Annotated in this window: 21 protein-coding genes and 2 pseudogenes; 11 read left to right on the top strand and 12 right to left on the bottom strand. The window is 66.3% G+C overall.

The window, feature by feature from the left end; all coding sequences use genetic code 11:
• Positions 1-80: 80 nt before the first annotated feature.
• From AC3B6A_RS21165 to AC3B6A_RS21155, 3 genes are all read left to right on the top strand, one after another.
• Positions 81-1,187 carry an NADH:flavin oxidoreductase/NADH oxidase gene (locus tag AC3B6A_RS21165; protein ID WP_488399062.1) on the top strand — a complete coding sequence of 369 codons (1,107 nt, stop codon included), beginning with the start codon at positions 81-83 and terminating at the stop codon, positions 1,185-1,187.
• Positions 1,188-1,329: 142 nt separating this feature from the next.
• On the top strand, positions 1,330-1,659 hold the full coding sequence (locus AC3B6A_RS21160) for a hypothetical protein (protein WP_488399061.1): 330 nt from the start codon (positions 1,330-1,332) through the stop codon (positions 1,657-1,659).
• Between the two features lie 81 nt (positions 1,660-1,740).
• Entirely contained in the window at positions 1,741-2,778 is a 1,038-nt protein-coding gene (locus AC3B6A_RS21155; RefSeq protein ID WP_488399060.1) for a zinc-dependent alcohol dehydrogenase family protein, read from the top strand.
• A gap of 312 nt (positions 2,779-3,090) precedes the next feature.
• Here the strand turns inward: AC3B6A_RS21155 and AC3B6A_RS21150 are convergent, their stop codons facing one another.
• From AC3B6A_RS21150 to AC3B6A_RS21105, 10 genes and pseudogenes are all read right to left on the bottom strand, one after another.
• Entirely contained in the window at positions 3,091-3,921 is an 831-nt protein-coding gene (locus AC3B6A_RS21150) for a PDC sensor domain-containing protein (protein WP_488403662.1), read from the bottom strand.
• Between the two features lie 33 nt (positions 3,922-3,954).
• Positions 3,955-4,248, bottom strand: a pseudogene (locus tag AC3B6A_RS21145) (methyl-accepting chemotaxis protein); the annotation flags it as partial.
• A gap of 228 nt (positions 4,249-4,476) precedes the next feature.
• Positions 4,477-4,953, bottom strand: a complete 477-nt coding sequence (locus tag AC3B6A_RS21140; protein ID WP_488399059.1) for an ester cyclase — start codon at positions 4,951-4,953, stop codon at positions 4,477-4,479.
• 185 nt (positions 4,954-5,138) lie between these two features.
• Positions 5,139-6,563, bottom strand: coding sequence for a gamma-aminobutyraldehyde dehydrogenase (locus AC3B6A_RS21135; RefSeq protein ID WP_488399058.1), 1,425 nt, complete (start codon positions 6,561-6,563; stop codon positions 5,139-5,141).
• A 100-nt stretch (positions 6,564-6,663) separates the two neighbouring features.
• Positions 6,664-7,470, bottom strand: coding sequence for an ABC transporter permease (locus tag AC3B6A_RS21130; RefSeq protein WP_488399057.1), 807 nt, complete (start codon positions 7,468-7,470; stop codon positions 6,664-6,666).
• Entirely contained in the window at positions 7,460-8,410 is a 951-nt protein-coding gene (locus AC3B6A_RS21125) for an ABC transporter permease (protein ID WP_488399056.1), read from the bottom strand. Before AC3B6A_RS21125 ends, AC3B6A_RS21130 begins: the two co-directional genes overlap by 11 nt.
• Before the next feature lies 1 nt (position 8,411).
• Positions 8,412-9,440, bottom strand: a complete 1,029-nt coding sequence (locus AC3B6A_RS21120) for an ABC transporter ATP-binding protein (RefSeq protein WP_488399055.1) — start codon at positions 9,438-9,440, stop codon at positions 8,412-8,414.
• Between the two features lie 202 nt (positions 9,441-9,642).
• Positions 9,643-10,788 (bottom strand): putative ABC transporter substrate-binding protein YdcS, encoded by a 1,146-nt coding sequence (ydcS, locus tag AC3B6A_RS21115; protein WP_488399053.1) that lies wholly within the window; start codon positions 10,786-10,788, stop codon positions 9,643-9,645.
• Positions 10,789-10,908: 120 nt separating this feature from the next.
• Positions 10,909-12,363 carry a gamma-aminobutyraldehyde dehydrogenase gene (locus AC3B6A_RS21110; RefSeq protein ID WP_488399052.1) on the bottom strand — a complete coding sequence of 485 codons (1,455 nt, stop codon included), beginning with the start codon at positions 12,361-12,363 and terminating at the stop codon, positions 10,909-10,911.
• A gap of 165 nt (positions 12,364-12,528) precedes the next feature.
• Positions 12,529-13,440, bottom strand: coding sequence for a LysR family transcriptional regulator (locus tag AC3B6A_RS21105; RefSeq protein WP_488399051.1), 912 nt, complete (start codon positions 13,438-13,440; stop codon positions 12,529-12,531).
• Positions 13,441-13,686: 246 nt separating this feature from the next.
• On the opposite strand from AC3B6A_RS21105, the gene AC3B6A_RS21100 reads away from it, so the two are divergent.
• From AC3B6A_RS21100 to AC3B6A_RS21080, 5 genes and pseudogenes are all read left to right on the top strand, one after another.
• Positions 13,687-14,403: a tellurite resistance TerB family protein gene (locus AC3B6A_RS21100; RefSeq protein ID WP_488399050.1), complete on the top strand. Its 717-nt coding sequence runs from the start codon at positions 13,687-13,689 to the stop codon at positions 14,401-14,403.
• 160 nt (positions 14,404-14,563) lie between these two features.
• Positions 14,564-15,283, top strand: a complete 720-nt coding sequence (locus AC3B6A_RS21095) for a DUF533 domain-containing protein (RefSeq protein ID WP_488399049.1) — start codon at positions 14,564-14,566, stop codon at positions 15,281-15,283.
• A gap of 91 nt (positions 15,284-15,374) precedes the next feature.
• Positions 15,375-15,857, top strand: a complete 483-nt coding sequence (eco, locus tag AC3B6A_RS21090) for a serine protease inhibitor ecotin (protein WP_488399048.1) — start codon at positions 15,375-15,377, stop codon at positions 15,855-15,857.
• A 114-nt stretch (positions 15,858-15,971) separates the two neighbouring features.
• Positions 15,972-16,517: a DUF4256 domain-containing protein gene (locus AC3B6A_RS21085; RefSeq protein ID WP_488399047.1), complete on the top strand. Its 546-nt coding sequence runs from the start codon at positions 15,972-15,974 to the stop codon at positions 16,515-16,517.
• Between the two features lie 143 nt (positions 16,518-16,660).
• A pseudogene (locus tag AC3B6A_RS21080) lies at positions 16,661-17,793 on the top strand (IS3 family transposase).
• Positions 17,794-17,893: 100 nt separating this feature from the next.
• Here the strand turns inward: AC3B6A_RS21080 and AC3B6A_RS21075 are convergent.
• Positions 17,894-18,379 carry a BRO-N domain-containing protein gene (locus tag AC3B6A_RS21075; protein WP_488399046.1) on the bottom strand — a complete coding sequence of 162 codons (486 nt, stop codon included), beginning with the start codon at positions 18,377-18,379 and terminating at the stop codon, positions 17,894-17,896.
• 776 nt (positions 18,380-19,155) lie between these two features.
• On the opposite strand from AC3B6A_RS21075, the gene AC3B6A_RS21070 reads away from it, so the two are divergent.
• Positions 19,156-20,043 (top strand): hypothetical protein, encoded by an 888-nt coding sequence (locus AC3B6A_RS21070; RefSeq protein ID WP_488399045.1) that lies wholly within the window; start codon positions 19,156-19,158, stop codon positions 20,041-20,043.
• Between the two features lie 78 nt (positions 20,044-20,121).
• Here AC3B6A_RS21070 and AC3B6A_RS21065 read toward each other — a convergent pair whose 3' ends face one another.
• Complete coding sequence (locus tag AC3B6A_RS21065) at positions 20,122-21,024, bottom strand: LysR family transcriptional regulator (protein ID WP_488399044.1); 903 nt, start codon at positions 21,022-21,024, stop codon at positions 20,122-20,124.
• Between the two features lie 122 nt (positions 21,025-21,146).
• On the opposite strand from AC3B6A_RS21065, the gene AC3B6A_RS21060 reads away from it, so the two are divergent.
• On the top strand, positions 21,147-22,808 hold the full coding sequence (locus AC3B6A_RS21060; protein WP_488399043.1) for a GMC family oxidoreductase: 1,662 nt from the start codon (positions 21,147-21,149) through the stop codon (positions 22,806-22,808).
• 114 nt (positions 22,809-22,922) lie between these two features.
• On the top strand, positions 22,923-24,545 hold the full coding sequence (locus tag AC3B6A_RS21055; protein ID WP_488399042.1) for an MFS transporter: 1,623 nt from the start codon (positions 22,923-22,925) through the stop codon (positions 24,543-24,545).
• Positions 24,546-25,432 lie beyond the last annotated feature (887 nt).

Below are 25,432 nucleotides of genomic sequence, written 5' to 3'. Positions count from 1 at the left end.
CGACGATTGCCCGCTTCGCCCGAGGCGATCCCGGTCTACAGTTGTAGAACAAGAACTGACGACCATAAGGGAGTTCCGCCATGAGCCTGTTGTTCGAGCCCTTGACCCTGCGCCAGCTGACCCTGCCCAACCGCATCGCCGTTTCGCCCATGTGCCAGTACTCGGCCCAGGACGGGCTGGCCAACGACTGGCACCTGGTCCACCTGGGCAGCCGCGCCGTGGGAGGCGCCGGCCTGGTGATAGTCGAAGCCACCGCCATCGCCCCGGACGGGCGGATCAGCGCCGAGGACCTGGGCATCTGGAACGACGCCCAGATCGAACCGCTGCGCCGCATCACCCGCTTCCTCGAGGCTCAGGGCGCGGTGGCCGGCGTGCAGCTCGCCCATGCCGGGCGCAAGGCCAGCACCTGGGCGCCCTGGCTGGGCAAGCACGGCTCGGTGCCGCTCAACGAAGGCGGCTGGACCCCGGTGGCGCCCTCGGCCATCGCCTTCGACCCTAAGCACACCGTGCCGACCGCCCTGACCGAGGAGCAGATGGCGACCATCAAGCAGCAGTTCGTCAGCGGCGCCGAGCGCGCCCTGGCCGCCGGCTTCAAGGTCGCCGAGGTGCACGCGGCCCACGGCTACCTGCTGCACCAGTTCCTCTCGCCGCTGTCCAACCAGCGCCGCGACCAGTACGGCACCTGCTTCGAGAACCGCATCCGCTTCCTCCTGGAAGTCACCGAGGCGGTGCGCGCGGTGTGGCCGCAGGAACTGCCGCTGTTCGTCCGGGTGTCCGCCACCGACTGGGCGGAGGACGGCTGGAACCCCGACGAGACCGTGCAGCTGGCGCGCCGCCTGAAGGACCTGGGCGTCGACCTGGTGGACGTGTCCTCCGGCGGCACCGCGGTGAACGCCGAGATTCCGGTGGGGCCGGGCTACCAGACGCAGTTCGCCGAGCGGGTGCGCCAGGAGGCCGGGGTGGCCAGCGGCACCGTCGGCATGATCACCGAGCCGGTGCAGGCCGAGCACATCCTGCGCACCGGCCAGGCCGACCTGATCCTGCTGGCCCGCGAGCTGCTGCGCGACCCCTACTGGCCGCTGCATGCCGCCGACGAGCTGGGCGGCCAGCCGGTCCCGTGGCCGCCGCAGTACCTGCGCGCCGCCCAGCGCGGCACGCCACAGCGCAAGGCGTTCGGCGAGGCCTGACCGATGGCCGGGGCGCGCGGGCCTGCCCCGCGCGATCCCGGTCAGACAAAAAATGAAATGTGACGCCTGTCGCAGAGCGTCATTCCGGTGCTAGGCTTGCCGTGCTCGCGCAAGGACTGCGCAACCACCCACCGGAGCACGCATGGACGCATCGTCGACGCCTGCCGGCATTCCGCAATCGGAAATTGCCCTGCTGGCGAATATCCTCGCCCTCGCCACCCGCAACATGTCCAACCTCAGCACGCTGATCACCCAGTTGTCGGTGGAACTCGGCCACAGCCCGGACCCGCACCTGCAGCGCGTGGGCCAGCGGGTGCTGGCGGATGTGGACGTGCTGGCCAAGTCGCTGGACACCCAGTGGGAACTGATCGGTGCCCTGGCGCGCTACTGCCCGCTGCTGTCGCGCACGCCGCTGGTGAAGCCGGCGCTGGTGACGGAAATCCATATCACGGAGCTGCCGGAGCGCCACTGAACGGCGCCGTTGATCGGAGTCAGGCTGCTGCGCCGGCGCAGCGCCTAGCCTTGTCGAGTCCATCCGCAGAGGAGCTCGACCATGAAAGCGCTGGTATATCGCGGTGTCGGCGACATCGCCCTGGAAGATCGGCCCGACCCGCAGCTGCAGCAACCCGGCGACGCCGTGGTGCGGCTGGTGAAAACCACCCTCTGCGGCACTGACCTGCACATCATCAAGGGCGACGTGCCGACCTGCGCCCCCGGGCGCATCCTCGGCCACGAAGGCGTGGGCGTGGTGGAGCAGGTGGGTGCGGCGGTCAGCCAGTTCAAGGCGGGCGACCGCGTGCTGATCTCCTGCATCAGCGCCTGCGGCAAGTGCGACTTCTGCCGCAAGGGCATGACCTCCCACTGCCGCACCGGCGGCTGGATCCTCGGTCACACCATCGACGGCACCCAGGCCGAGAAGGTGCGCATCCCCCACGCCGACACCAGCCTCTATCACCTGCCCGCCGGCGTGGAGGAGGAAGCCATGGTGATGCTCAGCGACATCCTTCCCACCGGCTTCGAATGCGGCGTGCTCAACGGCCGGGTGCAGCCCGGCGGCACGGTGGCCATCGTCGGCGCGGGGCCGGTGGGCCTGGCGGCGCTGCTCACCGCGCAGTTCTACTCGCCGGCGCGGATCATCATGATCGACCTCGACGACAACCGCCTGGAGGTCGCCCGCGGCTTCGGCGCCACCGACTGCCTCAACGCCGGCGACGCGCAGGTGGTGGAGAAGGTCCTGGCGCTGACCGGCGGCCTGGGGGTGGACAGCGCCATCGAGGCGGTGGGCGTGCCGGCCACCTTCAGCCTCTGCGAGAACCTGATCGCCCCGGGTGGCGACATCGCCGTGCTCGGCGTCCATGGCGCGCCGGTCGAGCTGCACCTGGAGCGCCTGTGGTCGCACAACATCACCCTGCGCACGCGGCTGGTGGACGCGGTGACCACGCCGATGCTGCTCAAGAGCGTGGAGGCCGGGAAGCTGCGCCCGGAACAGCTGATCACCCACCGCTTCGCGCTGGCGGACATCCTCGACGCCTACGCCACCTTCGGCAGGGCGGCGCAGAACAAGGCGCTGAAGGTGATCATCGAGGCGTAGGCCTGCGTTTGCGGAAAGAAGAGCATCGCGGAGAAGCTCCGCTCCTACGAGAGCGGAGCGGGCGACGCAGGTCCGTCGTAGGAGCGGACCTTGTCCGCGAAAGGCGCCCGAAGGGCGCCCCTGCCGGCCATCACTCCGCGGCTTTCGCCAGCTCGAAGCCCATCAGCAGCGCCCCGGGTGCGTGGCTGGCTCGGGAGAAGAAGAGCATCGCGGAGAAGCTCCGCTCCTACGAGAGCGGAGCGGGCGACGCAGGTCCGTCGTAGGAGCGGACCTTGTCCGCGAAAGGCGCCCGAAGGGCGCCCCTGGCGGCCATCACTCCGCGGCCTTCGCCAGCTCGAAGCCCATCAGCAGCGCCCAGGGCGCATCGCTGTCGCCGACGCGGATCGGTTGCAGCAGGTGCACGCGCTGGCCTTTCAGCTGTTCCCAGGCCTTGCCCCGGGCGATGGCGTCGCGGGCTTCGGCGGGCAGTTCGCTGGCCTTGTCGCCGAGGCGGCGGGCGTCGGGGTGGGTGACGTAGACGCCGGCGTTGGAGATCAGCGCGTACTGGCCGTTGCCCATCGGGCTGAGTTTGCCGAGGCTTTCCTGCAGCTGGTGCAGGGTGTAGTCGGCGCCGAGGATGCCGAGGAAGCGGCCGTTGGCATGCATGGGCGTCATGAACGAGGTCATCAGCACCGTGCTGCCACCGACGCTGTATTCGTAGGGCTCCATGAACACGTCGCGGCCCTTGTCGCGGGGGATCTGGTACCAGTCGCCGCTGCCGTCGGCCTTGTCGTAGCCCACCAGGCACTCGCGCTGGGCTACGCCGCTGCCGCGGTGCCAGTAGGCCATGATGCGGCCGCTGGCGTCGTGGCCCGGCGCGTTGGCGAACTCGGCGTCGCGGCCATCGAAGGCGTTGGGTTCGCAGCCGCAGGCGAAGGCCAGCAGGTCGGCGTTGCGGTTCAGGTATTCGTGCATCACCGCGTCGATCTGCTCGCGCTGCGGGCCGAGGCCGCGCGCCTGCATGCCGAGGATGAAGTTCTTCAGGCCGTAGAGCGCGGTGGCCATCACCGCGAAGCGCGCTTCCAGGCGCTGCGCCTCGCTGGCCAGCACCACGCGGGCGGTGTCCAGCAGGCTGGAGTGCTCGGCCTGCTCGACGTCGGCCAGGGCGCGGGCGCTTTCGTTCCTGATCGCGGCGACGACGTTGCCGATGTCGGCGGTGGCGTCGGCCGACTGGGTCGCCAGGCGGCGCACCTCGTCGGCCACCACGGCGAAACCACGCCCGCTTTCCCCGGCGCGGGCGGCTTCGATGGCGGCGTTGAGCGCCACCAGGTTGGTGTTCCTGGCGATCTGCTTGATGACGTCGGAGACCTTGCTGATCTGCGTCCAGCGCACGTTGAGGTCGGCGATCAGCTGCTTGACCTGGTCGATGGTGGAGCGGGTGCTGGAGTTGTCTTCGGCGCTGGCGGCGCGTTTTTCGAGTGTGGTCGACATGGAATGGGACACTGCTGATGGCGGATGAGGGCAGGTGAAGGCGAGGGCCTCGGTTCTTCTTGTGTCAGCCGCGCCCGGAGGCGCGGTGAGGCTGGTCGCAGGATGGCGTGGAGCGCAGCGATACCCATCGAGCTTCGCGCTGGCGGCATGGGCATCGCTGCGCTCCACCCCTCCTACAATAGCGGTTCTGGCGTACGACCGGTCGACGCGCAGCCGGTCGAAACCCCATTACCAACCCAACTGCTTGTGCAGGCCCAGGGCGTCGTAATAGTCCCCCTGGTAAACGATCTTGCCGTCCTTCACCTTCACGTAGCTCACGCCGTCGAACGACAGCGGCTTGTTGGTCGCCGGGGTCTGGGCGTCCCAGGCGCCGGTGTTGGTGCCGCTGAAGGTCCACTGGAAGGCGATGCCGTCCTTGTCGACGATCGGCGTGCCGTTCATCTTCCATTTCAGGTCCGGCACGGCCCCCACGAACACCTTGATCACATTGTCGCGCGCGGCTTCGCGGCCTTTCTGCGGGGTGCCGACGGTGACGTCGAAGTACTCCGCGTCCTTGGCCAGGTAGCCGGCGGCCTTCTCGGCGTCGTGGGCGTTCCACGCCGCCATGTAGGCGTCGACGATCTGTTTTGGCGACTCTGCTGCCTGTACGAGACCAGCAAAGGTGAACAGCGACAGCAGGTAAAACGCTCTGACGAGGTGACGCATGCTTGCCTCCGTTGCGGGCGTGCCCGCGGGTTGTCGGCCGGACGGCCGTTCGGGCGGCGCCACGCAAAAGCGTGACGCCGGAAATTTCAGCGTAGTGCGGGTGCGTGCCGGGCCGCGCGCTGGCGACGAGCGCGCGCGGCGCCGAAAAGCGCCGGGCCCTCGTGTGAGGGCCCGGCGTTCACGGCTTAGTGCTTGAACATCACGTGGCGGATCGCGGTGTAGTCCTCCAGGCCGTACATCGACATGTCCTTGCCGTAGCCTGACAGCTTCATGCCGCCGTGGGGCATTTCGCTGATCAGCATGAAGTGCGTGTTGACCCAGGTGCAGCCGTACTGCAGGCGGGCGGACAGGCGATGGGCGCGGCCGACGTCGCGGGTCCACACGGAGGAGGCCAGGCCGTAGTCGGAGTCGTTGGCCCAGGCCAGCGCCTGCGCTTCGTCGTCGAACTCGGTGACCGAGACCACCGGGCCGAAGATTTCGCGGCGTACCACTTCGTCGTCCTGGCGGGCGCCGGCCAGCACGGTCGGCTCGAAGAAGAAGCCGGCGCGGTCGGCGCGCTTGCCGCCGGTGACCACTTCGATGTGCGGCACCTGGCGGGCGCGCTCGACGAAGCCGACGACGCGCTCCAGGTGCTGCTGGGTGATCAGCGGGCCGAGCTCGGTGTCCGGGTCGTCCTGCTCGCCGTAGCGGATGCTGCCCACGGCTTCGCCCAGCTTCTGCACGAACCTGGCGTAGATGCCCTTCTGCGCGTAGATGCGGCAGGCGGCGGTGCAGTCCTGGCCGGCGTTGTAGAAGCCGAAGGTGCGGATGCCTTCCACGGCGGCGTCGATGTCGGCGTCGTCGAAGATGATCACCGGGGCCTTGCCGCCCAGCTCCATGTGCATGCGCTTCACGGTGTCGGCGGTGCCGGAGATGATGCGGCTGCCGGTGGCGACCGAGCCGGTCAGCGAGACCATGCGCACCTTCGGGTGGGTGGTCAGCGGCTCGCCGACGCTCGGGCCGCGGCCGAAGACCATGTTGACCACGCCGGCGGGGAAGATTCCGGTGATCAGCTCGGCCAGGCGCAGGGCGCTCAGCGGGGTCTGCTCGGACGGCTTGAGGATCACCGTGTTGCCGGCGGCCAGGGCCGGGCCGAGTTTCCACGCGGCCATCATCAGCGGGTAGTTCCACGGGGCGATGGAGGCGACCACGCCCACCGGGTCGCGGCGGATCATCGAGGTGTGGCCGGGCAGGTATTCGCCGGCGGCGGAACCCTGCAGGCAGCGGCTGGCGCCGGCGAAGAAGCGGAACACGTCGGCGATCGCCGGCAGTTCGTCGTTCAGCGCAGCGGCGTAGGGCTTGCCGCAGTTGCTGGACTCCAGGCGGGCCAGTTCCTCGGCGTTGGCGTCGATGGCGTCGGCCAGCTTCAGCAGCAGCAGCGAGCGCTCCTTCGGCGCGGTCTGCGACCAGCTGGCGAAGGCGGCGTCGGCGGCCAGCACGGCGGCGTCGACCTGGGCCGGGGTGGCTTCGGCGATCTCCACCAGGGTGGTGCCCAGGGACGGGTTCAGGATGGCGAGCTTCTCGCCTTCGCCGGCGACCAGTTGGCCGTTGATCAGCAGTTTGGTTTGCATGGTGGGGTCCTCTCGTTCAGGAACGTGGTGCAAATTCGCGTCGGTTCTTTCTTGTCGGGGCCTGCCGGCGAACACGCCGGCGGGCCTGAGGGGTTCTGGGTTACTTGCCGCTGCCGGCCACGCCTTCGCCACCCTTGGTCAGGTAGTAGGCGCCGAGGATCGGCAGCATGGTCACGATCATCACCAGCATCGCCACCACGTTGGTCACCGGCACGTCGCGCGGGCGGCCCAGCTGGTTCAGCAGCCAGATCGGCAGGGTGCGTTCGTGGCCGGCGGTGAAGGTGGTGACGATGATCTCGTCGAAGGACAACGCGAAGGCCAGCATGCCGCCCGCCAGCAGCGCCGAGCCGAGGTTCGGCAGGATCACGTAGCGGAAGGTCTGCCAGCCGTCGGCGCCCAGGTCCATCGAGGCTTCGATGAGGCTGTGCGAGGTGCGGCGGAAGCGCGCGATGACGTTGTTGTAGACGATCACCACGCAGAAGGTCGCGTGGCCGATGACGATGGTCAGCATGCCCGGCTCGATGCCGAGGGCCTTGAACGCCGAGAGCAGCGCGATGCCGGTGATGATGCCGGGCAGGGCGATCGGCAGGATCAGCATCAGCGAGATGCCTTCCTTGCCGAAGAAGTCGCGGCGGTACAGCGCGGCCGCGGCCAGGGTGCCCAGGAGCATGGCGATCAGGGTGGCGACGCCGGCGATCTTCACCGACAGCTCGATGGCTTCGAGCACGTCCTGGCGCGCGAAGGCGACGCTGAACCAGTGCAGGGTGAAGCCCTTGGGCGGGAAGCTGAAGGCCGCGTCCTCGGTGTTGAAGGCGTACAGGAAGATGATCAGGATCGGGAAGTGCAGGAACACCAGCCCGCCCCAGGCGGCCGCTTTCAGGCCCCAGGAGGCTTTGTCAGAGTGCATCGAAGGCCCCCAGGCGTTTGACGATGGACAGGTACACGGCGATCAGCACGATGGGCACCAGGGTGAAGGCGGCGGCCATCGGCATGTTGCCGATCGCGCCCTGCTGGGCGTAGACCATGCTGCCGATGAAGTAGCCCGGCGGGCCCACCAGCTGCGGCACGATGAAGTCGCCCAGGGTCAGGCTGAAGGTGAAGATCGAGCCGGCGGCGATGCCCGGGATCGACAGCGGCAGGATCACCTGCATGAAGGTCTGGCCCGGGTGCGCGCCGAGGTCCGCCGAGGCCTGCAGCAGCGACGGCGGTAGGCGTTCGAGCGAGGCCTGGATCGGCAGGATCATGAACGGCAGCCAGATGTACACGAACACCAGGAAGCGCCCGAAGCTGGAGGTCGACAGCGTGTTGCCGCCGATCCCCGGAATGCCCAGCAGCAGGTTCAGCACCGGCTCAAGCCCCAGGTGCTGGACGAACCACATGGCCACGCCGCCCTTGGCCAGCAGCAGGGTCCAGGCGTAGGCCTTGACGATGTAGCTGGCCCACATCGGCATCATCACCGCGATGTAGAAGAACGCCTTGGTCTTGCCGCTGGTGTAGCGCGCCATGTAGTAGGCGATGGGGAAGGCCACCGCGCCGCTGGCGATGGACACCGCCACGGCCATCAGCACGGTGCGCTGGATGATGTCGAAGTTGGCGCCGCTCAGCAGCGAGCCGAAGTTGGCCAGGGTCAGGTCCGGCGTCACCGTCATGGTGAAGTCGTCGAAGGTGTAGAAGCCCTGCCACAGCAGCGTCAGCAGCGAGCCCAGGTAGATCGCGCCGAACCACAGCAGCGGCGGGATCAGCAGCAGCGAGAGGTACAGCGTCGGCCTGCGGTACAGCAGGTTCGACAGGCGCCGCAGCGGGCCATTGCCGGCCGCCGGCAGCGGGGCGTTCATCGTCAGTTCCATGTCAGGCACCCTCGTGCAGCGCCACCATCGCCTCGCGCGCCCAGCGGGCGGTCACGCGCTGGCCCGGCTGGTGGGCGAGGTCGATCCCGGACCATTGACTGTTGGCCTGGCTGAGGCAGAGGTTCTGGCCGTTGTCGAGGCGGATCTCGTAGCGGGTCGCCGCGCCCTGGTACTGGATGTCGTGCAGCAGGCCGCTGATCTCGATGTCCGAGGCGCCGCGCTCGCCGTTGGCGAAGCGGATGTGCTCGGGGCGGATGGAGAAGGGCTGGGCGTTGCCGGTCAGGCTCTGGGCGAGGTCGCCGCGCAGCACGTTGGAGGTGCCGACGAACTCCGCCACGAACGGCGTGGCCGGCTTCATGTAGAGGTTGCGCGGGGTGTCGACCTGCTCGATGCGGCCCTTGTTGAACACCGCCACGCGGTCGGACATGGACAGCGCTTCGCTCTGGTCGTGGGTGACGAAGATGAAAGTGATGCCCAGCTGGCGCTGCAGCTTCTTCAGCTCGCCCTGCATCTGCTCGCGCAGCTTGAGGTCGAGCGCGCCGAGGGGTTCGTCGAGCAGCAGCACGCGCGGACGGTTGACCAGCGCGCGCGCCAGGGCCACGCGCTGGCGCTGGCCGCCGGAGAGCTGCACCGGCTTGCGCACGCCGTAGCCGCCCAGGGCGACCATGCCCAGCGCCTCTTCGGCGCGCTTGAGGCGCTCGGCCTTGCCCACGCCTTTCACCTTCAGGCCGTAGGCGACGTTCTCCAGTACGCTCATGTGCGGGAACAGCGCGTAGTCCTGGAACACGGTGTTGACGTCGCGCTGGTAGGGCGGCAGGCCGGCGGCCTCCTCGCCGTGGATGCGGATGGAGCCTGCGCTGGGCTGCTCGAAGCCGGCGATCAGGCGCAGGCAGGTGGTCTTGCCCGAGCCGGACGGGCCGAGCATGGAGAAGAACTCGCCGTCCCGGATGTCGATGGACACCCGGTCAACGGCCTTCACCTCGCCGAACTGGCGGGAGACCTGGGTGAATTGAACAGCGGGAGTGGTCATGGGGCACGCTCCAGGGGGCAGGACGTCGGCGTGCGGGAGTCCTGCCCGCGAATCTGAAATACGGGTGAATCGATGCAATCGGATGGAGACCGTGGCGTTCGCCGGGAGGGCGAGGCGCACGGGGCGGGTTCGCGAGCAAGCTCGCTCCTACGAAGAACTGGACTCCCTGTAGGAGCGAGCTTGCTCGCGAACGCCCTGCGGCTTAACGGCCGCCCATGATTCCGATGTAATCCTGGGTCCAGCGGCTGTAGGGGACGAACTTGCCGCCCTCGGCCACCGGGGTCTTCCAGAACGCGATCTTGTCGAACTGCTTGTAGCCGTTGCTCTCGCAGCCTTCGGCACCCAGCAGGGCGCTGGCCTTGCAGCCTTCCGGCGCGGCCGGCACCGAGCCGAACCAGGCGGCGACGTCGCCCTGGACCTTGGGCTCCAGCGACCAGTTCATCCACTTGTAGGCGCAGTTCGGGTGCTGGGCCTCGGCGTGCAGCATGGTGGTGTCGGCCCAGCCGGTGACGCCCTCTTTCGGGAACACGGTGGCGATCGGCTGGCCTTCGGCCTTCAGCGCGTTGGCCTGGTACGGCCAGGCGCTGGACGCGGCCACGCCTTCGTTCTTGAAGTCGCTCATCTGCACGGTGGTGTCGTGCCAGTAGCGGTGGATCAGCTCATGCTGCTTGCGCAGCAGCTCGACCACGGCGGCGTACTGCTTCTCGTCGAGCTGGTAGGGGTCGGTGATGCCCAGTTCCGGCGCGGTGGCCTTCAGGAACAGCGCGGCGTCGGCGACGTAGATCGGGCCGTCGTAGGCCTGCACGCGGCCCTTGTTCGGCTTGCCGTCGGGCAGGTTTTCCGCATCGAACAGCACCTTCCAGCTGTCCGGCGCGGTGGGGAAGACCTTGGTGTTGTACATCAGCAGGTTCGGGCCCCACTGGTACGGGGTGCCGTAGGTCTTGCCGTTGACCACGTACCAGGCGGCGTCCTTCAGGCGCGGGTCGATGTTCTTCCAGTTGGGGATCAGCGACGGGTCGATCGGCTGTACGCGCTTGCCGTAGATCAGGCGCAGGGAGGCGTCGCCGGAGGCGGTGACCAGGTCATAGCCGCCCTTGGCCATCAGGCTGACCATCTCGTCGGAGGTGGCGGCGGTCTTCACGTTGACCTGGCAGCCGGTGTCCTGCTCGAACTGGGTCACCCAGTCGTAATTCTTGTCGGACTGGCCGCGCTCGATGTAGCCGGGCCAGGCGATGATGTCGAGGCGGCCTTCGCCCTTGCCGACTTCCTTCAGGGACTCGGCGGCCTGGACGCCGGCGCTGGCCAGCAGGGCGGTGGTGATGGCACTGAGCAGTGCAGTCTTGCGCATCGGATGTCTCCCTCTCGTTGTTGTCTCTATTGGTGGGGCAGTTTCAATCGAGCAACAGCCCTCGCGCGGCTTACCGCCGGGGCGCTTCTTATGTGCCGGCGGGAGGCCCCGCCGGATGGTTCAATCCAGCCGCTCACCGTGGCGCGCCATGATGTGGCGCACCACGCTGTAGTCCTGCAGCGAGTCGCTGGACAGGTCCTTGCCGTAGCCCGAGCGCTTGAGCCCGCCGTGGGGCATCTCGCTGGCGAGCATGAAATGGGTGTTGATCCAGGTGCAGCCGTACTGCAGGCGGTTGGCGATCTGGAAGGCCTTGTCCAGGTTCTGCGTCCACACCGAGGAGGCCAGGCCGTATTCGGACTCGTTGGCCCAGTCCACCGCCTGTTCCAGCTGGTCGAAGCGGGTCACGGTGACCACCGGACCGAACACCTCGCGCTGGACGATCTCGTCCTGCTGCTTGCAGCCGGCCAGCAGCGTTGGCTGGTAGTAGAAGCCGGGGCCGGAATGCACGGCGGCGCCGGTGACGCGCTCGATGTGCGGCTGGCCGAGGGCGCGCTCGACGAAGCTGGCCACGCGGTCGCGCTGGCGCGCGCTGATCAGCGGGCTGATCTCGTTGTCGGCGTCGCGCTTGCGGGCGAAGCGGATGCTCGCCACCGCGTCGCCCAGTTCGGCGACGAGGCGATCATGAATGCCGGCTTGCGCGTAGATGCGGCAGGCGGCGGTGCAGTCCTGCCCGGCGTTGTAGTAGCCGTGGGTGCGCACGCCCTGGACCACGGCGTCGAGGTCGGCGTCGTTGCAGACGATCACCGGTGCCTTGCCGCCCAGTTCCAGGTGGGTGCGTTTCAGCGTGCGGGCGGCGGCCTGGAGAATCTTCTGCCCGGTGACGATGTCGCCGGTGAGCGACACCATGCGCACCTTCGGGTGGCCGACCAGGTGGCTGCCGACGCCTTCGCCGCCGCCGCAGACGATGTTGATCACCCCGGCCGGGAGGATTTCGGCGAGTGCCGGAGCCAGCGCCAGGACGCTCAGCGGCGTGTGTTCCGACGGCTTGAACACCAGCGTGTTGCCGGCGGCCAGCGCCGGGGCGATCTTCCACGCGGCCATCATCAGCGGGTAGTTCCACGGCGCGATGGAAGCGACCACGCCCACCGGGTCGCGGCGCACCATGCTGGTGTGGCCGGGCACGTACTCGCCGGCGAGCTGGCCCTGCTGGCAGCGCACGGCGCCGGCGAAGAAGCGGAACACGTCGGCGGTGGCCGGGATGTCGTCCTGCCGCGCCAGGTGCAGCGGCTTGCCGCAGTTCAGCGATTCCAGCTGGGCAAGGTCGCCCGCGCGTTGGTCGATCGCATCGGCGATGGCCAGCAGGGCGCTGGCGCGCTGTGCGGGGGTGGTGCGCGACCAGGCGGGGAAGGCGCGGTGCGCGCTGGCGATGGCCTGCTCGACCTGATCCAGGGAGGCATCGGCGATGCTGATGAGCGTCTCGCCGCTGGCCGGGTTGATGATCGGCTCGGCAATGCCTTCGCCGGCGACCAGTTGGCCGTCGATCAGCAGGGCGGTATGCAGGGTTGCGCCAGTCATCTTCGAAGTTCGTCTTTTATCTGTCTTGTTTTCGGGGGCCATGTGCGTGCTCCGGCGGGGCGGTGCCCGGAACTGGCCCTTTGGTATGGAGCCAGAGACTAGAGTTCCGGGCGTGGGGTCGACAAATTCTAATTACTGAAAGCAGCGTTCGATTAAATCGAATGGCTAGATCGACAGCCGCTTGGCGTTGGGCTGCTCGCGGGCGACGGTGAGGAACGGGTCCACCAGCGCCGGCCGCGCGGTGCCGCGGCGCCAGGCCAGGCCCACGTCCAGCGGCTCGGAGAGGTCCACCAGCGGCCGCGCCTCGATGATGTCGCCTTCCAGCGACCAGGGGCGGTAGGTCATGTCCGGCTGGATCGACAGCCCCAGGCCCGCCGCCACCAGGCTTCGCACCGCTTCCACGGAGGCCGTGCGCAGCGTCACCTGCGGCACCAACCCGGCGCGCGACCAGATGCGCTGGGTGTGCAGGCCCATCTCGTCGGCGTTCAGCTGGATCAGCGGTTCGCCGGCCACGTCGGCCAGGGCGATGCTGTCGCGTTCCAGCAGCGGATGCTGCGCCGGCAGCCAGAGGCGGTGCGGCGAGTGGGTCAGCACCTCGGTCTGCAGCGCGTGGCGGTCTTCCAGGTTGGAGAGGATCAGCACGCCGACGTCGATCTCGCCGCTCACCAGCAGGTGCTCGATGTACGGGCGCTCGTCCTCCACCACGCGGGTCTGCACGTTGGGGTAGGCGCGCTGGAAGCGGTTGATCAGGTCCGCCAGGTAATAGCCGGCCACCAGGCTGGTCACCCCGATGGTCAGGCTGCCGGCCACCTGGTCGGTGCTCTGCTGCAGGCTGCGCTTGGCGTTCTCCACCGTGGCCAGGATCAGGTGCGCCTGGCGCAGGAACTGGTGGCCCTGGTGGGTCAGGGTCATGCCCTTGGCGTGGCGGTCGAACAGGCGCACGCCGATTTCCTCTTCCAGCTGCTGGATGGCCAGGGTCAGGGTCGACTGGGAAATGAACACCGCCTGGGCGGCGGCGGAGATCGAGCCGGTCTCGGCGACGGCGATGAAGTGGCGGATCTGGCGGAGCGTCATCATGGGCGGTGGTCCGCTGGCGAGTCGGTGGAGCGCCCGGGACCGCCGTCTGGCGCGGGCCTGGCGCTTTTCATTGTTGGTTATCGAAAACTCATAGGAGCATTCTTTTTTATCGAATGGAAGCCGCTCCTCGCCCGGCGGGCCCGCGGCAAAGGGCCCGCAATATCCGGAAGCACACTGCCGCCCCGTGGCAATCCCTCGACCGGCTAGAGTCGAAGGCCTGACTTTTCGAATCCAGTGGAGATCGCCATGAACACTCGCGGCCTGCTCGACCAGTTGCTCAAATCCGGCCAGGACCTCCTGCAGAACAAGGGCGTGGCCCGGCAGGACGGCGGCCAGGGCTCGTCTTCCGGCAAGGGCGGCGCGGACCTCGGCAGCCTGCTCTCCGGCGCCGGTGGCGGCGCCCTCGCGGCCGGCGCGCTGGGCCTGCTGATGGGCAGCAAGAAGGCGCGCAAGATCGGCGGCAAGGTCGTCACCTACGGCGGCCTCGCGGCGCTCGGCGTGCTCGCCTACAAGGCCTATGGCGACTGGCAGCAGAAGCAGGCCAGCGCCCCGCGCGGCGAGCCGCAGACCGTCGACCGCCTGCCGCCGGTGCAGGCCGAGCAGCACAGCCACGCCATCCTGCGGGCCATCGTCGCTGCCGCGAAGGCCGACGGACATATCGATGAACGCGAACGCCAGCTGATCGACGGCGAGATCGCCCGGCTCACCGGCGACGTCGAACTGCGCGGCTGGCTCGACCACGAACTGGCCAAGCCGCTGGACCCGGCGGAAGTCGCCCGCGCCGCCACCAGCGAGGAAATGGCCGCCGAGATGTACCTGGCCAGCCTGCTGATGGTCGACGAGACCAGTTTCATGGAACGCGCCTACCTCGACGAACTGGCCCGCCAGATGAGCCTCGACGCCAGCCTCAAGGCCGAGCTGGAGGCCCAGGCGCAGCGGGCGCTGGACGCCGTGGTGGTGTGACGCCGCGACGCTCCGCGCCAGCGGCGGACAAGGCCGCCGCAGAGCGTTCCGGCCGGGCGGGGCGTCAGGCGCCGTGCCCGGCTGGCAGAACGCGCTGGCGCATCGGTACGGCGGAGCTATCGTTGCCCAACGCACACCGCTCGTTGGCGAGGGACCTCTCATGAACACAACCGATTTGCTGGAACAACTGCTGCGCGCCGGCCAGGGCTCCATGGCACAACAGGGCGGCGGCGCGGGAGGCCTCGGCGGGCTCCTGGGCGGCCTGCTCGGTGGCGCCTCCGGCGGCGCGGGCGGCGGACTTGGCGGGCTGGGCAGCGTGCTCGGCAGCATGCTCGGCGGCGGCAACACCGGCGGCATGTCCCAGGGGCGCTCCGGCTCCGCCGGCGGGGTCAACTACGCGATGCTCGCCTCGCTGGGCATGATGGCCTTCCAGGCCTACCAGAACTGGCAGCGCCAGCAGGCCGCCGCCCCGCAGGAAGCGCCGGTCACCGTCGACCAGCTCTCCGGTGACGACGCCGAAGCCCACAGCCATGCCATCCTCATCGCCCTGATCGCCGCCGCCAAGGCCGACGGGCGCATCGACGAAAAGGAAAAGCAGGCCATCTACGCGGAAATTTCCCGCCACGCCGGCGAGCCCGAACTGCAGGCCTGGCTCGACAGCGAAGTGCAGAAACCGCTCGACGCCGCCGACGTGGCCCAGGCCGCGCAGGGCGACGCCGGCATGGCCTCCGAGATGTACCTGGCCAGCGTGATGCTGGTGGACGACCAGCAGGACAGCGAGCGCAACTACCTGGACGAACTGGCCTACAACCTCAACCTCGCCCCGGAACTGCAGGCGCATCTGGAACAGCAGGCGAAGAGCGGCGGCGAAGTGGCCTGAAGCAAATCCAGCCCCGCCCCCGCACGGCGGCGGGGTTGGTCAGTCCGGACGAACGTATCCCGCTTCGTCCGTCCACCGGCAAGGAGGCTTCATGTCGCTCACTCGTCTCACCCTCACCACCGCGCTGCTGCTCGGCGCCACCGCCACCCTGGCCAATGCCGCGAAACTCGAAGACGTCGCGCCCTTCCCCAAGGCCGAGGAAGGCTTCGTGCGCCACGTCATCGACCTGCCGAAGCAGGCCCGGGAAGAGGATTTCAAGGTCGAGGTGCTGGCCGGCAAGACGCTGACCGTCGACTGCAACCGCCAGCGCCTCGGCGGCACCCTGCAGGAGCGGACCCTCGAGGGCTGGGGCTACCCCTATTTCCGCCTGGACAGCGTCAGCGGCCCGGCGAGCACCCTGATGGCCTGCCCGGACGGCAAGCGCCGCCAGGACTTCGTGCCGGTGATCGGCGACGGCTTCATGCTGCGCTACAACAGCCGGCTGCCGATCGTGATCTATGCGCCCAGGGACGTCGAAGTGCGCTATCGCCTCTGGTCGGCCTCCGAGAAAGTCGGCCACGCCCGCGCGGAATAACCCCCGCTTCGCCGGTCCCGCTCCCTGTAGGAGCGAGCTTGCTCGCGAACCCCAAGCCCAGCATTGCCGCCACGCCCGACCGACATACGCAACGCGCTCGCACGGAGAGCCCAGATGAACGCAGAACAACACTCGGCACTGGTGAACGTGCTGCAGGCACGCTTCGCCAAGCACCCGGGCCGCCATCCAGGCATCGACTGGGCCCAGGTCCAGGCCCGGCTGGCCACCCGGCCGGAGAAGCTGCGTGCGCTGCAAGCGATGGAAAACACCGGCGGCGAACCGGATGTGGTCGGCCAGGACCCGGCCACCGGCGAATACCTCTTCGTCGACTGCGCCACGGAAAGCCCGACCGGCCGCCGCAGCCTCTGCTTCGACCGCGAGGCGCTGGACGCCCGCAAGGAGAACAAACCCGGCGGCAGCGCGCTGGAACAGGCCGCGGCCATGGGCATCGAACTGCTCAGCGAAGCGCAGTACCGCGACCTGCAGACGCTCGGCGAGTTCGACGCCAAGACCTCCAGCTGGATACAGACGCCCCCGGCCATCCGCAAGCTCGGCGGCGCACTGTTCTGCGACCGCCGCTACGACAGCGTATTCACCTACCACAACGGCGCGCAGTCCTATTACGCCGCCCGCGGCTTCCGGGGTGTGCTGCGGGTGTGAACAGGTAGGAGCGAGCTTGCTCGCGAACAGATATCCCGGCAGCACTGGCGCTGGGTTGGTTCGCGAGCAAGCTGTAGTGGTCCGGAAATTCTGGACACCGAGATAGGAGCGAGTTAACTAACGCGACTATTGAGGTGATTTACATGGGTCATAGAAAACTATCGGACGCGCTCAAGCGCGAAGCAGTGCAACTGGTGGTAGCGCAGGGCTACTCGGTGCCGCAGGCAGCACAGGCCATGGGGGTGGGACCGACGGCGTTGCGGCGTTGGGTCTCGCAATGGCGGGCTGAGCAACCGGGTTCGGTCATCGATGATGCCCAGCGCATCCGTGCACTGGAGAGCCAGTTGGCGCAGGTGCAGCGCGCACTGGCAGAGGCGCAGGAAGAGCGTGACACGCTAAAAAAATCCACGGCCTTCTTCGTTCGGGAAATGCTGCGAGCTGGCAAATGATCGACCGAGTGAAGGGGGCCATGAGCGTCACGCGCTGCTGTCGCCTGCTTGGACTGGCGCGCAGCAGTTACTACGCGGCGCGTCATAAGCGCCCGAAACCACCCAGCCCGCTACTCTCGGCCGTCACGGACCTGCATGAAAGCAGCCGGCACACCTATGGCTCACGCCGGATGTCGGCGGCCTTGCGTCAGCAGGGGCATGCGGTGGGTCGGCAACGGGCTCGCCGCCTAATGCGTCAGGCTGGCCTGGCGGTGGCTCGACGGCGCAATCAGCACTATCGGCGGCACACCAAGCCGGCAGCGGCGGCCCCCAACCACCTCAATCGCCAATTCCAGCCGGCAGCCCCGAATCAGGTCTGGGCCGGCGACATCACCTATCTGCGTACGGCGCGTGGCTGGCTGTACCTGGCTATCGTGGTCGATCTGTATGCCCGGCGAATCGTGGGCTGGGCATTCTCGTCCGTGGCTGATACGGATTTGGTGATCCAGGCCCTGGAGCTCGCCGTGTCGATGCGACACCCGGACAACGGCCTGATGTTCCACTCCGATCAGGGGTGCCAGTACAGCAGCGAGCGCTTTGTGGACATGCTGCGACGTTTGCAGATCGTGCAGAGCATGAGTCGGCGCGGCAATTGCTGGGACAATGCAGTGGTGGAGCGAGTCTTTGCCAGCTTGAAGCGTGAGTGGATAGGCGAGCGGCGCTATCGAGACCAGCACGAAGCCAAAGCCGATGTGACACGATTCGTCGCCACCTACTACAACCATCAGCGTCTTCATTCGACAACGAAGCAGTTGCCGCCAGCCGTGTTCGAGGCGCGGGCGGCTTGATGCTCCTATAGCGGTGTCTAGAAAAACCGGACCACTACAAGCTCGCTCCTACGAAGAGCAAAAGGCGCGCCCTGCAGCCAGGGTCACAGGGCGTTCGACCTCAACCCAGCCGCAACACCTGCGGCAACTCCGGTAACGGCACCCAGACCTGCCCCTGCCAGTCCAGCACGCTCAACTGCTGCCGCTCCCAGCGCAGCAGCCGGCGCTGCGGCCGCTCAGCCGATGCCGACGCCTCCGCCCGCAGGCTTGGCACCACAGTGTGGGTGATCCACTGGCGGATGCAGCGGTTCTCCGGATGGTGGAAGTGGATCAGCGTGGCATACAGGCCCGACTCGCTGATCAGCTCCGTCTCTTCGGCCAGACCGTGATCGCCCTGGACCATCAGGCGACACACCTGATCCTCGTCGAGATTGCGCCCGACGCGGTCCTCCAGAAAGGCATTCATCAGCTTGGAAAGGTCGCGCACGACGAACCACGGCTGCCCCTCGATCAACAGGGCGCGCAGGCGGCGTTTGTGGCGGAAGAAGAGGGTGGGAACGAGCAGGGAAGGGGGCTGTGCGGTGGCAGTGAAAGCGTCCATGGACATGGTGATTTCCTGTGAGTTTGTTCAAAGCGCACCCCTTTGTTCAGAAGGGGTGACCGGGTACTTGAACACCGCTCACAGACGGCCCGCAGATTTCCCCTTTCGGGTTTTGTATAGCTGCGCGCTACCCGGCCATAGCAAAGGCTATAGCCGCCTAGTGCACATGCTTTCGGGCATGCGTCGTACCGCTGTGAGAGGTGTGTTCAGCACCGGGGCGTGAATCTAGATGTTTGAGCCTGACGGGTCAACTCAGGCCTTAGAACCAAGCAGCGCGAGCAGATTTTTCGGATGTATCGCACGGAGAGTTGTTGGCCCGACCAATTTCCATCTGGCAGAATGCCGCTCGATTTGGAGTAGTGTGCTATACCGAAAATCTACATTGCTAATCGTGTAAGAGAAAAAGAAATATTCTGATGGATTGTGTGAGAATTTATTTATATATGGAGGTGTTTTGTGAGGTTGAGTAATATATTGTCAAGTGATCTTCCCGGTATTGATGACTCAATTAAGGAGTGTGTTAATTTTGGGCAGTGGTTGCTTTTTAAGGCTAGCGCTAGGGGGGGCGGGGAAGATCTTGGTCATTTTTATTTAAAGACGGGTGCAAGTGTTTTTGAGTTGAGCGGGCGTGGCGAGATTATTCGGGAGCTTTCGAGTTCTCATGTAAGTTTTCAAATCGAAGAATTGTTTTATTTCTCAGACATTCCAAAGCCAAGGTCGCTAAGTAATACTCCGTTTCAAGCGTCGATTTCGTCTCGCCGAGCCTAATAGTAAGGGTTTTTATGGGCCTCATTTCAAGCAATACCAAGTGGGTTCTTTTCCTTTCTTCCAGTGGTGATGCAGAACATCGCCATATAATGGATTTGGCATTTGGAGTTCAGAGCTTAGAGGCGGCGGGGATTGGTCAGGCTGATATTTGGATATATGTGGATGGTCAGGATCGCCTATCAATACAGCAGTTAATATCGATGGGTACTACTAATGCGTATAATGTGAAGGAGTCAAGAGAGTTTTTTACCGATCTCCTGGTTAATACCTATGAGAATATGGTTGTTTTTGTTACCGGGCACGGTAGTATACATGGGATTGATGCTCCGCAATCCATTACGCCCTACTCTCTGCTGAGTTCGATCAAGGCAACTCCCAATTTAAATCAAGCGATTGTATATCTTGGGCAGTGTCATGCCGGCATATTTAATTATATAGGTGCAGGTAGGAGGATTGGCCAGGGAAGAGGGGAGCCTGAAGTGATCTTTATGGGGGCTACAAATCTTCATGAGAGCTTAAGTTCATCTACTCAGGAGGATATGGTTAGCGGACAGGCCTCATGGATGGCGAATCTTTTTTTGCTTAGCGTATTTAAATGGATATCTAGCCCAATAGATGTCGATGGGGATGGGCGGTTGACTGTGATTGACTCCTATAAATATGCTGGGGCTGCATCGAATTCCATAAATAAAAATATTAAAATTGGTGCGTTTGTTCGGTCTATAGATTTGCATGGGAGGTGGGTGGCTGCGAAGGCGGCTGATCAGGCTAATTCAACTCCGCAAACTAAGTTGGCGCTGTCAGCCATAGAAACGCAGTATGAGTCTGAGTTGGGTGTCCATTATGTGCATCAAGAAAGCTGGATTTTGAACTCTATTCCGGCTCAGAGTGTTGAATATTGACTCGGTGGCGTATATTTGTGTAAATGGTATTTCGTTTTGAATGGGCAGTGGGTGGCGCTTCTTTAGCTTGGAGGGCTTCTACAATATTTGTGTTTTTTCACCCACCAATATTCCCTGCTCCCTCCCACAAAGCTCCAACAGAAAATCCCACACCAGTCTCAACCTCACCGACCGGTGCAACTCCCTCCGCGTACACATCCAGTATTCCCGCTCGATGAATTCCTCCGGCAGCACCGGCACCAGCAGCGGGTCATTCAGGCCCATGTACTGCGGCAGGATGGCGATGCCGATGCCGGCCTGGGCGGCCTGTTGCTGGGCGACCACGCTGGTGCTGCGGAACACCACCTGGGGGTGGCGGCAGAAGCTGTGGTGGAACATCAGTTCCTGGCTGAACAGCAGGTCGTCGACGTAGCCGATCCAGGGGTGTTTGCAGAGGTCCTCGCGGTCGCGCAGGGGTGGGGCGGAGGCGAGGTAGGCGGGGCTGGCGAACAGGCTCAGGCGGTAGCGGGTGAGGCGGCGGCTGATCACCAGGTCGGCGCTGGGGCGTTCCAGGGTGATGGCGATGTCCGCCTCGCGGTTGGTGATGCTGACGAAACGCGGCACCGACACCAGTTCCACTTCCAGCCCCGGGTAGCGCTGCATCAGCTCGCCCATGCGCGGGGCGAGGAACATGGTGCCCAGGCCCTCGGTGACGCCGATGCGGATCTGCCCCAGCGGCGAGATGGCCTGGCTCATTTCCTCCTGGGCGAGCAGGGCGGTGTTCTCCATGGCCTCGGCGTGCTTGAGCAGCGCCTGCCCGGCCGGGGTGAGCTGGTAGCCGCCGGTGTGCTGGGCGAACAGCTGGGTGCCGAGGTCGCGCTCGATGTTCTCGATGTGCCGCGCCACCGTGGCGTGGGTGGTGTTGAGGCGCTTGGCGGTGGTCAGCAGGCGGCCGCTGCGGTGCAGCTCCAGGACGTAGCGCAGGTCATTCCAGTCGAACATGGGGCGGCTCTCGTTGTTAGAAAACGCACAGCAGGTGACTCGAAACGAGTGTTCTTTTATCACGAACGAGCGACTAGGCTCCGTCGTCATACAAAAAGAACAAGCACGACGAGGTACTTTCCATGCCCCAGGCACTGGATGCTTATGACTACCTGATCGTCGGCGCCGGCCCCGCCGGTTGCCTGCTGGCCAATCGTCTGTCCGCCGACCCCGCCAACCGCGTGCTGCTGCTCGAAGCCGGCGGCCCGGACAACTACCCCTGGATTCACATCCCCGTCGGCTACCTCTACTGCATCGGCAACCCGCGCACCGACTGGTGCTTCGACACCGAGCAGGTGCCGGGCCTGAACGGTCGCGCCATCAAGTACCCGCGCGGCCGCACGCTCGGCGGCTGCTCCTCGATCAACGGCATGATCTACATGCGCGGCCAGGCGCTGGACTACGACGGCTGGGCCGCCGAGGGCAACCCCGGCTGGGGCTGGAACGAGCTGCTGCCGCTGTTCATGAAGATGGAGGACCACTTCGCCGGCACCAGCGCGCTGCACGGCGCCGGCGGCGAGTGGCGGGTGGAGAAGCAGCGGCTGTCCTGGGCGATCCTCGATGCCTTCCGCGAGGCGGCGGCGCAGTCGGGCATCCGCCCCGTGGACGACTTCAACGGCGGCGACAACGAAGGCTGCGGCTACTTCCAGGTGAACCAGCGCAGCGGCGTGCGCTGGAATGCGTCGAAGGCCTTCCTGCGGCCCATCGCCAACCGCCCGAACCTCACCGTGCTGACCAACGTGGAAGCCCTGCGCGTGCTGCTGGAAAACGGCCGCGCGGCGGGGCTGGAAGTGAACTGGCAGGGCGCGCGCCGCGAGCTGCGCGCCAAACGCGAGGTGATCCTCTGCGCCGGCGCGATCAACTCGCCGGTGCTGCTGCAACGCTCCGGCATCGGCCCGCGCGACCTGCTGGAGAAGCACGGCATCGGCGTGCGCCACGAGCTCGCCGGCGTCGGCGGCAACCTGCAGGATCACCTGCAACTGCGCCTGATCTACCGCTTCAGCGGTGCGCCTTCGCTGAACCAGATCGCCTCCAGCCTGTGGGGCAAGATGGGCATGGGCCTGGAGTACCTGCTCAAGCGCAGCGGCCCGCTGTCCATGGCGCCCAGCCAGCTCGGCGCGTTCGCCAGGTCCGACCCCGGCCAGCGTTCGGCCAACCTCGAATACCACGTGCAGCCGCTCTCGCTGGAGCGCTTCGGCGAGCCGCTGCACAGCTTCCCGGCGTTCACCGCGTCGGTCTGCGATTTGCGTCCGCTGAGCCGCGGCACGGTGGCGCTGCGCTCGCTGGACCCGCGCGACAAGCCGGTCATCCAGCCCAACTACCTCAGCCACCCGGAAGACCTGCGGGTGGCCGCCGACGCCATCCGCCTGACCCGGCGCATCGCCGCCGCGCCCGCGCTGGCGCGTTTCCGCCCGGAGGAATTCAAGCCCGGCCCGGACTACCGGACCGAGGAAGACCTGCACCGCGCCGCGGCCGAGATCGGCACCACCATCTTCCACCCCGCCGGCACCTGCCGCATGGGCCAGGGCGCCGGGGCGGTGGTCGACAGCCAGCTGCGCGTGCACGGCATCCCCGGCCTGCGCATCGCCGACGCCTCGATCATGCCCAGCCTGACCTCCGGCAACAGCTGCTCGCCGGTGCTGGTGATCGCCGAGAAGGCGGCGCAGATGATCCTCGACGAACCCGCGCGCGGCCCGGAGGTCATCCCCTCCGCCGCGCCGGCGCAGCAGGCTCCCGTGGCGTGACGGCGAGCGTCGTATCCCAGCTTTGGCGTGAACTGAATGGCATCGCGCGGCGCCGCCGCGGCAGTCGAGGTTGAAACAACAATAAGAGCCCCTGAAAGGGGAGGAGTGCCCGAAATGACCGATGTAGCACAGAGCAGTTCCTACGCGCGGCGGGTGTCGTCCCGCCGCGAAGAGCGCAAGGTGATCTTCGCCTCGTCGCTCGGCACGGTGTTCGAGTGGTATGACTTCTTCCTCTACGGCGCGCTGGCGGCGGTCATCAGCAAGCAGTTCTTCGCCGGGGTGAACGACACCACCGCCTTCATCTTCGCCCTGCTGGCCTTTGCCGCCGGCTTCCTCGTGCGGCCCTTCGGCGCGCTGGTGTTCGGCCGCCTGGGCGACATGATCGGGCGCAAGTACACCTTCCTCGCCACCATCCTGCTGATGGGCCTGTCGACCTTCGCCGTCGGCCTGCTGCCGTCCTACGCCAGCATCGGCGTGGCCGCGCCGATCATCCTCATCGCCCTGCGCATGCTCCAGGGCCTGGCGCTGGGCGGCGAGTACGGCGGCGCGGCGATCTACGTGGCCGAGCACGCCCCGGCGGACAAGCGCGGCAGCTACACCAGCTGGATCCAGTCCACCGCCACCGGCGGCCTGCTGCTGTCGCTGCTGGTGATCCTGGCCAGCCGCCAGCTGACCGGCGACCAGTTCGAGACCTGGGGCTGGCGCCTGCCGTTCCTGCTGTCGATCGTGCTGCTGGGCATTTCCACCTGGATTCGCCTGTCGATGCAGGAGTCGCCGGCGTTCCTGAAGATGAAGGCCGACGGCAAGACCAGCAAGTCGCCGCTCAAGGAGTCCTTCACCAACTGGAAGAACCTGCGGATCGTCCTTACCGCGCTGTTCAGCATCAACGCCGGGCAGGCGGTGACCTTCTACTGCGCGCAGTTCTACGTGCTGTTCTTCCTCACCCAGGTGCTGAAGGTGGACGGCGCCCTGGCCAACGAGCTGCTGATCGTCGCGCTGGTGATCGGCGCGCCGTTCTTCGTGGTGGCCGGCTGGCTTTCCGACCGGATCGGCCGCAAGCCGGTGCTGGTCGCGGGCCTCTTGCTGGCGGCGGTGGGTTACTTCCCGCTGTTCCAGGCGCTGACCCATTACGCCAACCCGCAGATCGACCTGGCCTCGCGCCAGGCGCCGATCACCGTGATTGCCGATCGCTCGACCTGCACCTTCCAGTTCGACCCGGTGGGCAAGGCCCGCTTCGACAGCCCCTGCGACCAGGTGAAGACCCTGCTGGTGAAGAGCGGCGTGCCCTACCGCACCCAGGCCGCGCCGGCCGGCAGCGGCGTGGTGGTGACGGTGGGCGAGACGCGCATCGAAGGCTTCGACGCCGCGGCCCTGAGCGCGGCGGTGAAGGCGGCGGGCTACCCGGCCAAGGCGGATTCGTCGATGGTCAACAAGGGCATGGTGATCGCCATCCTGGTGGCGCTGGTGCTGATCTCCTGCCTCTGCTACGGCCCGCTGGCGGCGCTGATGGTGGAGCTGTTCCCGACTCGCATCCGCTACACCTCGCTGTCGCTGCCGTACCACATCGGCAACGGTTGGTTCGGTGGTTTGCTGCCGACCCTGTCGTTTGCGCTGGTGGTGTATACGGGGGATATCTTCTATGGGCTGTGGTACCCGGTGCTGATCGCGGCGGTGAGCCTGGTCTGTGCGCTGCTGTTCCTCAAGGAGACGCGGCATAACGATATTCATGCGGACTGACGAGCGCGGATGGAGTCCGCTCCTACGGTGGGATCGGCTTTTGTAGGAGCGGAGCTTCTCCGCGATGCTTTTGCTTTTCGTACGGTGGATCACGCTAAGCGTTATCCACCGTTCTTTATGATCGGTGTTTCTGCGCCGCTTCGGCATGCACTGGGACTTTTTGTTTCGCCCCCTCGGGCGACCTACTTTGTCAAACGCCACAAAGTAGGCAAAGGTCTGTGCCCCATCATCCGGCCCCGGCTTCGCCGGGGTTCCCTCGCTCCATCGGAGTTTCAGGGGCACGCGCTGACGGGCCATCCCTGGCCCGACAGCGCTCTCGCGGCATCCATGCCGCTCAACCCCTGAAACTCCGATTCCACTCGGCCTCCTGAAGGGGCGCTCCGGCGCGCGCGGATATTCCTCTGGAAGTCTTCAAGAGCCAAAGCCTAAGGCACAGCGCGCCCGGGATTTGCTCGTGTAGGAGCGGACCTTGTCCGCGAAGCTCTTGAGCCGGGCTGATCGCGGACGAAGTCCACTCCTACGGTGAGATCGGCTTTCGTAGGAGAGACGGGGGCGCCTAGCCTCCGTCCGCGATGCTCTTGCTTTGCGCAGCGTTATCCACCTGATGGGTATCGCTTCGCTCCACGCCATCCTACGACGCGCAAATCCTTCGGCCGCGGTTCTGTCTGTCACGCCGAAATTGCAGGCGCGCGCAGAGTCCCGTCAGGAGGCCGAGTGGAGGTATTGCGCAGAGGGGCGAGCGGCATGGATGCCGCGAGAGGCTTGAAGGGCCATGGATGGCCCTTGCAAGCCGACCCTCGGAGCGATACCGGAAGGAGGGCAGTCTGAGCGAAGCGAAGACCCGGATGTCGGGACGAGTCCTTTTGGTTCCTTTTGGGACGCCAAAA

The sequence above is a fragment of the Pseudomonas sp. B12(2026) genome (assembly GCF_057767015.1).
This window is presented reverse-complemented; position numbering and strand designations above follow the sequence as displayed.